We start from the raw sequence: 8,195 nt of genomic DNA on the forward strand, positions 1-8,195 counted from the left end.
ACCACAAGTTTGATGCTTTTCTTGACTCTCTCCAATTTTTGTCCTGTACTTAGAGGAACGAGTACCTATTATCGTCATTATACGGACAGCGAGACGAGTATTGTGGTTTTATCCAATGATGAGAACTACGATCCCGAAGCTCTAGCCGATGACATTGCTGAATTATAGCGATCGGGTTAGATCGGTGCGATCGCTAGGGCTGTTTTTATGGGCGCGATCGCCAAACCATCCGATGCTGTATCCTAGTTAGGCACGAGAAGATTGAGGATAATGTGAAGTCATCTTGGGATGCTATTGTAAATACATCTTACAAGATCGTAGATTGCTACAACATAATCAAATCAAGAAAAACCATGAACTTGTATCAGTATCACGATAACCCGACTCGATTAGTGAAAGAAATAAACCTGCAAAAACAGAGTATAAAAATCCCAGAATATATTCCCAAGAACGATGTAGAATTAATTGACTCATATCAGATTTGTCGAGTTTTAGACTTTTATCTAAACGAATATTTTAAACAAAATTCAAGAAAAATAAGCTCAACAGAAAAACAAGAAAAAATAGTAGATATAATCTCTTATTTTAAGGAAGAAGTTTGGTCTGGGCTATCTCAAGAGAAGGAAACATTCAGAGAAAATATAAAAAAGAAAAAAACAAGATTTAAAAATATTTTTGAATTTTCAGGAAGTGAGAATTTATATCTATCCAATGTTTACACTCGTTTTATTTCCGAGAATCTAGGACATAAATTCGAGGACATTGCAGAAGTTAGCAATCGCGTTTTTCTTCCAGATAAAGCTTTGAACCTTAAAATAAAAGGAATCGATCTAATTATTTACGATAATCAAAATCTTCGATATACACAATTGAAGACCAAAAAAGATACGCTTACAGGTAGTCAAAGCCAAAGAAGTATAAACGAGTTAAAAATCCACACAAATCCAATTTTTGCAGCCGCACTCGATATGGGGAAATCATGGACAATTAGTAAAACAAAAACTCAACAATCGGGGATTCAACTTTTAGCAGGTTCTCAGTTTTGGTCTCTTATTGGTTTAGATTATGATTTTATTCTCGATCGGCTTTCAGATGCAATCAAATATCTTGACAAACAATTATATCGCTAGTTATGATATTGAGAATATACAATAAAACTGGTATTGAAAAAAATTCGGTTAATGAAAATCCTGCCTCTCAAAAATGCCGCACAAATATTAGGGATATCTCCCGATATTATAAAACAATGGGAAAAGAAAAAACTTATTAAAAGTCAAAAAATATCTAGAGGACAAAAAGTATTTAATCTTGAAGAACTGCAAGCATTGCAAAATCAGAATAACACTATTACAACATCAAATAATAATTACAAAATCTTAAAATCTCAAGAGATTACGTCTTTTAATGTTGTTGAATTATTCGCAGGTTGTGGCGGAATGGCATTAGGATTGGAAAATTCAGGTTTGCAAACAAAATTATTGGTTGAGATTGATAAAAATTGTATTAATACACTCAAAATCAATCAACCTAATTGGAAAATTATCCATGATGACGTTGCCAATATTGATTTTAGACAATATCGCGATCGCATTGATATTGTCGCTGGAGGATTTCCTTGTCAAGCCTTTAGTTATGCTGGACATGGTAAAGGATTTGAAGACACGCGAGGAACGCTATTTTTTGAATTTGCACGCTGTTTGTCGGAAGTTTGTCCGAAAATTGCCATTGCAGAAAATGTGCGAGGATTGCTCAGTCATCAAAAAGGAAAAACCTTAGCAACGATGATGAAAGTTTTACAAAATTTAGGATATAATGTTACTTATAAAGTTCTGAGCGCACAATTTTTAGATGTCCCTCAAAAGCGAGAAAGAGTGATTATGATTGCCACGCGGCAGGATCTAGAAATACGAGCGATCTTTCCTCAAGAAAGAAATTATACGATTCCTCTACGAGATGCCTTGAAAGATTGTCCCAGATCGCAAGGTGTTAAATATAAAACCCGAAAAAAAGAAATTATGGAATTAGTCCCACCGGGAGGAAATTGGCGAGATTTACCTGTTGAGATTCAAAAAGACTATATGAAAAGTAGCTATTATAAAGGAGGTGGAAGAACAGGTTTTGCAAAAAGATTATCTTGGGAAGAACCCGCATTAACCGTAACTTGCAGTCCCGCACAAACCCAAACAGAAAGGTGTCATCCTGACGAAACAAGACCTTTAACAATGAGAGAATATGCACGCATCCAAACCTTTCCCGATAATTGGCAATTTACAGGTTCTCTCAGCGCTCAATATCGACAAATTGGCAATGCTGTCCCTGTCAATATGGCTTATCACTTAGGTCAATGTTTAATTGAAATGCTAAATCAAAAAGAAAGCGATCGCGAAGAAATTGAAACCATGAAAAAAACACCAGTATACACTCAATTAGCAATTCCCGGATTGGAATTGTAGTAGGATCTACGATCTCTTTACTCCTAAATTTCAATCCCACACCCGACGCATATTTAACCTAAAACCCGGCAAAACTTCCTCACCCGATAACTCCGTCGGATTTGATAATACTTCCACTTCTGAATCTAGACGATAAACTTCCACTTTTCTTGTTTTTGGATCGATTAACCAACCTAAAACCGCCCCATAACGACCTCATAGGATTGAGGAATGCTCTATCCGAATTCATGCGCCCATTTTAGCCGATCGCTAAAATTCAAGCCAGTATTCAAACTTGGCGATCGAGAAAGTTTATTAACAGAATATGCAAAATAAACGAGAAGCGGGACAGGAGGGATTCGAACCCTCTAATTAACCTGAAGCACCATTGGTTGTGGGTTCGAGTCCCACCATTCCCATTCCAGATATTTTTCTGCATCGGTCATGTCTTTTAACTCGCAAGTTGAGTTATATAGCATCTGTCTAATCCCGATAATTTTTATTTTTTTTTAATCGGGATTAAGCGATCGCCACTGAATCCCTCCAATCAAGAAGCACTCACTTTTACCTGCCCTGCATAAGTAATACTAATAGAGCCACCATAAGAACAGGTGCATTTACTGCTATCGGTTAATGCGGCAATCCCGCCAATCTTTGTTTTTACCGCCCCGGGAGACCAAGGAGAGGCCGTTGCAGGGATGCAGGCTCCGGGGGTATACACGCCACTCGCAGCCGTCGTCGCTGCGATCGTTGTGGGATTGGTCGTTGATTTACAGAGGACAAAACTGGGAATATTCGCAACTGGTGCATAATCCATCACCGTTGCTGCCGTTAAAGTCGCAAACACTTTGACATTGGATGTAACAATTAAGGTACTGGGAACGGTTCCCATCGAACAAGTAATGACTGCGCCAGTCGTAACTAAATTTGCCATTGAAATTCTCCTTGTTTTTAAGTTAATTAACAATCCTTAAGAGATAACAATATCGCTAATTTTTTTAACCCAAACTAACCGTAGCACCAGAAACAGAAACCGAAGTTCCTCCGCTTACCGTAGTACTGGTTGAGCCTTTTAGCGTTGCCGTCGTCGAGCCTTCCACGCTAACAGTACTCGCTGATTTGAGACTGACACTACTCGATGAAATTGCCAGTTTGCTGCTACTAACACTGGCATTCACCGCACTCGTACCTTTAATCTCAATAGTTTGAGCATTGAGAGTCAAGGTATTGCTCGAACCCGCCGAAAGCGTCATATCTCCAGTCGAAGTAATGCTAATAGATTTGCCATTATCATCTAAGGTAATCGTATGACCTCCTTGAGATTTCACCTCAATTTTTTTATTGGTATCGTCAAATAAAATTTGATGGCCTTCTTTAGTTTTGATCTCGATTTTTTTATCGGTATCATTAAAGTTCGCCGCATGACCGTAATTGGTCGTCAGATATGCTCCAATATAACTGCTATCCTTATCCTCCTCAACAAACTGGAATTTGTGACCAACGCGGGTTTGAAAAGTTCGCAAACGAACTTTACCATCAGCAACGCTACTCGTCACCTCTTCTGGGGGCTTATCGGTGCCATTCCACAACCCTCCCACTACGATAGGACGATGAATATCACCGTGTTCAAAAGCAACGAGGACTTCATCCCCTATCTCAGGCAAACAGTCAAATCCCCGAGAGCTGCCTGCACCTGTTCCCACCACCCTCGCCCACCAACTTGTGTGAGCATCAGAGCCGGATTCAGGTGTGAGAGTGGGAAACCAAACTTTCACGCGATGGAGTTTATCCGTCTCATCATTATTGTCCGTCACTTTCCCGATCAATAAAGTCTGACCGATTCGCAAGCGATTAGGAGGAGAAAGTACGCTCAGTAAATCCCCCCCGCGCAACCCCCGCACGCTAAATTCTGTGGTGTAACTGCCGCGATCGTAAATATGCCGAGTTTCGGTCACGTAATATTCTCCCGTATAACTTCCCATACTGGTCAATTTGACGACCTTACCGGGACGAATATTGGGGTTTCCCGTCGCTTTCGCATCAGCGACAACAAAATCTCCCGATAGTTCGTCAAATAAGGCTTGCGCGATCGTGTCCGCTTCTGTAGAACTATAAACGGGTTTATCAACGACAATCATTTTCGGCGTTGTCGGCTTATCAAACAGCGTACTCGAGCTCGTGCCTTTGCCATATTCCGTTGATGTTAAAACATTACTTTGAGATGATTTTGTCGAAGTAATTTCCTTTTTTGTCGTGTAATCCCAACCGCGTACTTCTACTTCTTTAACTTGCTCGGCGCTAGAAACTCTTCCGCGAAAACTTGATAAATCTGTTAACCATTCTAGCTCTATTGTTGCAGAAGAACTGGGCTTGCGAAAATTCAGTTTTTCATCTTGAACAAATAACTCATAACCATTGCGAGCGGCTCTTTCTCGCAAAAATTCCATATAAGTTTGATTTTCTTGGAAAACATAATCGTGAGTAGGACTGGTCGTATCAACTGTTCCCGTAGAAATCCCCACAGTAGAAGCAATTTTTTTAACAATATCGCTATCAGTCATATCCTGATAAGAGGCAATGACTCGACCGCGATGCAAGCGATGAGCAACATCATATCCACGCACAACAATCGGGGCTTCTGCTTGAGCGGTAAAATGCGTTTCTAGCCCAGTAATTTCCCCTTTCATTAGAGTTCCCGTAGCTTCGGTACTGAAATCTTCTGATGCCGTCGTACTGGATGAAAAGCTAACTTCTACAGCCGCTCCCATCGAGAAACTGCTTTCATTTTCTCCAAAAGTATCGCTGGTATCTCCTCCATATTTAGGATTGCTGACAACAATTGTAAACATACTGGGTGCATGGAGACTTTCTTCAACAGAAGCATAAAAAATATCTGCTTTGAGGTCATCAGATATTGCGCTTCCGCCTACTTTAATGGTGAGTTCGGGGGTATAATCAGCCATAATTGATGTAAAATTTACGATGCAAAATTGATAAATTGAGTAAGTTTAGCGAGCCGAACGGTTGGTTGTATCATAAGATTTTGTACTGGCACTAGCAGCCGTCAGTTCTTCAACCTCTAACATTTGTAAATTGGTGATTTTTGCTTGGACGGGAACGCCATCGCTATAAAATCGAGTTAACTCATATTGTAAAGAAGTAATAAAACATTTAATGTATTTTTTGTCTCCCCAAGTCAATGTATAAATTGGCGGTCGTCCTAGCGTGTCATCTTTTTCTAAAGCTGCTTCAAACTTTTGAATATAAGTCATAACATCGATTCCTGTTTCATAAGTATCGAGAATAATCTCGGAAATTGAAACCGTGCTGGCTTGAGGACCTTTATAGTTTACTTTAGGAAGTCCTCCTCCTCCTGTTCCTTCTTCACAATCTGTTGCAAACGATCGCTGAACTGTAATTTTTGTAGGATTAAAAAGAAATTCAATCGTATCGCTTTCATCGGAAATAAATTGTGCTTTTTCAAGAGCCATGCTTGTTTCTCCTTAATTGTTTTAACACGTACATTACCAAGGTAAACGTCCGGAATAACCGGAACCATGACGCTCTCTTTCGAGAACCAGTCGCTGGCGAACGAATTTATAAATTTCTCGTGCCAAGATTTCTAAGTTGTTAGAATTATCTGAAGTAGAAGTATTGTTATCTTGTGCTTCTAAGATAACGCTTTCTCCTTCTTCTGTATCCCTCATTATATCCGGCATTTTAGAGCTAGAGCCATCACTCGTTCGCTGAATGACAGGAAATCGTAACGGTTGAATATTGGCAGGAGCGATCGCAGGTTGAAAAGATTTTTTCTGAGAAGATTTCTTATTGGGGGATTTTTCTTGTTGCGATCGCGTTTTCGATTTAGTTCCCGATTTAACAGTGGTTTGAGTTTGTGATGGTTGTTGCACAGATTCAGTTTTGTTGATTGGTTTCTGTCCATTTGTTTGTATCCGAGAAGAAGCAGTTGATTTGGGAGTCGTGTTTCCGATTAAGTCTTCAATATTTGACCAAGCATCGGGAATATTTTCAGGGCGATCGGGATTTTTGCGAACTGTTTTACTAGAAGGAGGAGATAATGTTGCTCCGAGCAATTCTTCAATATTCGACCAATTATCGGGAACATTTCCAGTGCGATCGGAGCTTTTCTGCACTCGATTTGTTTGAGTTTGAGAGAATTGAACGTGACTCATTAATTCCGCAAGATTCGACTGAGAAGAGAGAGTTTTCTGCTTTGTCTCGGATGGCGATCGGCGATCGCGATCGGACGATTCAACCATTCTTTGCATCATTCCCGTCAGATTTCCAGAAGTAGGAGAACTATTATTCTGAAATTTTTGTGACAGCTGTTGAGATTGTTCAGAACGACTTAAAGAACTAAGTTGTGCTATATTTTCCCAAACTGTCGGCATTTGAGAAATCATCGAGCCAGATGAATTTAGTTGAGTCAGAGACGCGAATTTTGCAGCAGGTTGCGAGGATCGCCGAGATTTTTTGCTTGGTGGTGTCGGAATTTCATTGTCCGCGATGCGATCGGGCATTTGTGATTGAGTTTGAATAAGTTCGGCTTGGTTGATAACATTCTGAATTGTAGGATTAGTCTGAGCTTGAGCCTCTACCAATGTAAAATTAGAGGAATTGGCTTGAGGAATAGCAGTAATAGATGTTTGGCGATCGAATTCCTTAGAAGGAGAAGAAGTTTTTTCACTGATTTGAGATGGCTCGTTGTGAGATAGATGGGTTGTTGATTCAGAATTGGATGAGGTTACTGTTTCTGAAGTAGCAGAGAGAGATGGTTCTTGAAGAGATTCCTTTGTTGATGTATCAGAAGGAGAAGAAGTTTCTCCACTGATTTGAGATGATTCGGTTTGAGATAGATGGGTTGTTGATTCAGAATTAGATGAGATTGATTTTTCTGAAGTAGGAAAGGGAGATTGTTCTTGAAGAGATTTCTTTGTTGATGTATCAGAAAGAGAAGAAATTTCTCCGACTTGAGGAGTTAGGTTTGGGTTTGGAGATGGAGTTACTATTTCTGAAGTATAAGAAAGCGATGAGTCTTGAAGGGATTCCTTTGTTGATGTATCAGAAGGAGAAGAAGTTTCTCCACTGATTTGAGATGATTCGGTTTGAGATAGATGGGTTGTTGATTCAGAATTGGATGAGGTTACTGTTTCTGAAGTGGGAGAGGGAGATTGTTCTCGAAGAGATTCCTTTGTTGAAGTATCAGAAAGAGAAGAAATTTCTCCGATTTGAGGAGTTAGGTTTGGGTTTGGAGATGGAGTTACTATTTCTGAAGTATAAGAAAGCGATGAGTCTTGAAGGGATTCCTTTGTTGATGTATCAGAAGGAGAAGAAGTTTCTCCACTGATTTGAGATGATTCGGTTTGAGATAGATGGGTTGTTGATTCAGAATTGGATGAGGTTACTGTTTCTGAAGTGGGAGAGGGAGATTGTTCTCGAAGAGATTCCTTTGTTGAGGTATCAGAAGAAGGAGAAAAAGTTTCTTCACTGATTTGAGATGATTCGGTTTGAGGTAAACGAGTTGTTGATTCAGAATTGGATGAGGTTACTGTTTCTGAAGTGGGAGAGGGAGATGGTTCTTGAAGAGATTCCTGGGTTGATGTATCAGAAGGAGAAGAAGTTTCTCCACTGATTTGAGATGATTCGGTTTGAGATAGATGGGTTGTTGATTCAGAATTAGATGAGGCTGATTTTTCTGAAGTAGGAAAGGGAGACTGTTCTTGAAGGGATTCTTGGGTTGGT

Annotated in this window: 6 protein-coding genes and 1 pseudogene; 2 read left to right on the forward strand and 5 right to left on the reverse strand. The window is 39.7% G+C overall.

Annotated features, from left to right (window positions below; all coding sequences use genetic code 11):
* Positions 1-353: 353 nt before the first annotated feature.
* Together AC6RV6_RS29590 and AC6RV6_RS29595 are read left to right on the forward strand one after the other, a co-directional pair.
* Positions 354-1,130, forward strand: a complete 777-nt coding sequence (locus AC6RV6_RS29590) for a hypothetical protein (protein ID WP_500244466.1) — start codon at positions 354-356, stop codon at positions 1,128-1,130.
* A gap of 51 nt (positions 1,131-1,181) precedes the next feature.
* A complete protein-coding gene (locus AC6RV6_RS29595) occupies positions 1,182-2,453 on the forward strand; it encodes a DNA cytosine methyltransferase (RefSeq protein WP_500244471.1) in 1,272 nt (423 codons plus the stop codon).
* 30 nt (positions 2,454-2,483) lie between these two features.
* On the opposite strand, the pseudogene AC6RV6_RS29600 reads toward AC6RV6_RS29595, so the two are convergent.
* The 5 genes and pseudogenes from AC6RV6_RS29600 to AC6RV6_RS29620 all read right to left on the reverse strand — a co-directional run.
* Positions 2,484-2,639 (reverse strand): annotated as a pseudogene (locus AC6RV6_RS29600) (Uma2 family endonuclease); the annotation flags it as partial.
* Positions 2,640-2,979: 340 nt separating this feature from the next.
* Positions 2,980-3,366 carry a DUF4280 domain-containing protein gene (locus AC6RV6_RS29605; RefSeq protein WP_500244467.1) on the reverse strand — a complete coding sequence of 129 codons (387 nt, stop codon included), beginning with the start codon at positions 3,364-3,366 and terminating at the stop codon, positions 2,980-2,982.
* Positions 3,367-3,430: 64 nt separating this feature from the next.
* Positions 3,431-5,395: a VgrG-related protein gene (locus AC6RV6_RS29610; RefSeq protein WP_500244468.1), complete on the reverse strand. Its 1,965-nt coding sequence runs from the start codon at positions 5,393-5,395 to the stop codon at positions 3,431-3,433.
* Between the two features lie 45 nt (positions 5,396-5,440).
* Positions 5,441-5,923, reverse strand: coding sequence for a CIS tube protein (locus AC6RV6_RS29615; RefSeq protein ID WP_500244469.1), 483 nt, complete (start codon positions 5,921-5,923; stop codon positions 5,441-5,443).
* A 33-nt stretch (positions 5,924-5,956) separates the two neighbouring features.
* Positions 5,957-8,195, reverse strand: a 2,239-nt coding sequence (locus AC6RV6_RS29620) for a hypothetical protein (protein WP_500244470.1), incomplete at its 5' end; no start/stop codon positions are given.

It is taken from the genome of Spirulina sp. LEGE 11439 (assembly GCF_059821285.1).

Bases quoted from the DNA above. Each gene is read 5' to 3' on its own strand.
- AC6RV6_RS29590 (WP_500244466.1), top strand. From the start codon at position 354: ATGAACTTGTATCAGTATCACGATAACCCGACTCGATTAGTGAAAGAA.
- AC6RV6_RS29595 (WP_500244471.1), top strand. From the start codon at position 1,182: ATGAAAATCCTGCCTCTCAAAAATGCCGCACAAATATTAGGGATATCT.
- AC6RV6_RS29610 (WP_500244468.1), bottom strand. From the start codon at position 5,395: ATGGCTGATTATACCCCCGAACTCACCATTAAAGTAGGCGGAAGCGCA.
- AC6RV6_RS29605 (WP_500244467.1), bottom strand. From the start codon at position 3,366: ATGGCAAATTTAGTTACGACTGGCGCAGTCATTACTTGTTCGATGGGA.
- AC6RV6_RS29615 (WP_500244469.1), bottom strand. From the start codon at position 5,923: ATGGCTCTTGAAAAAGCACAATTTATTTCCGATGAAAGCGATACGATT.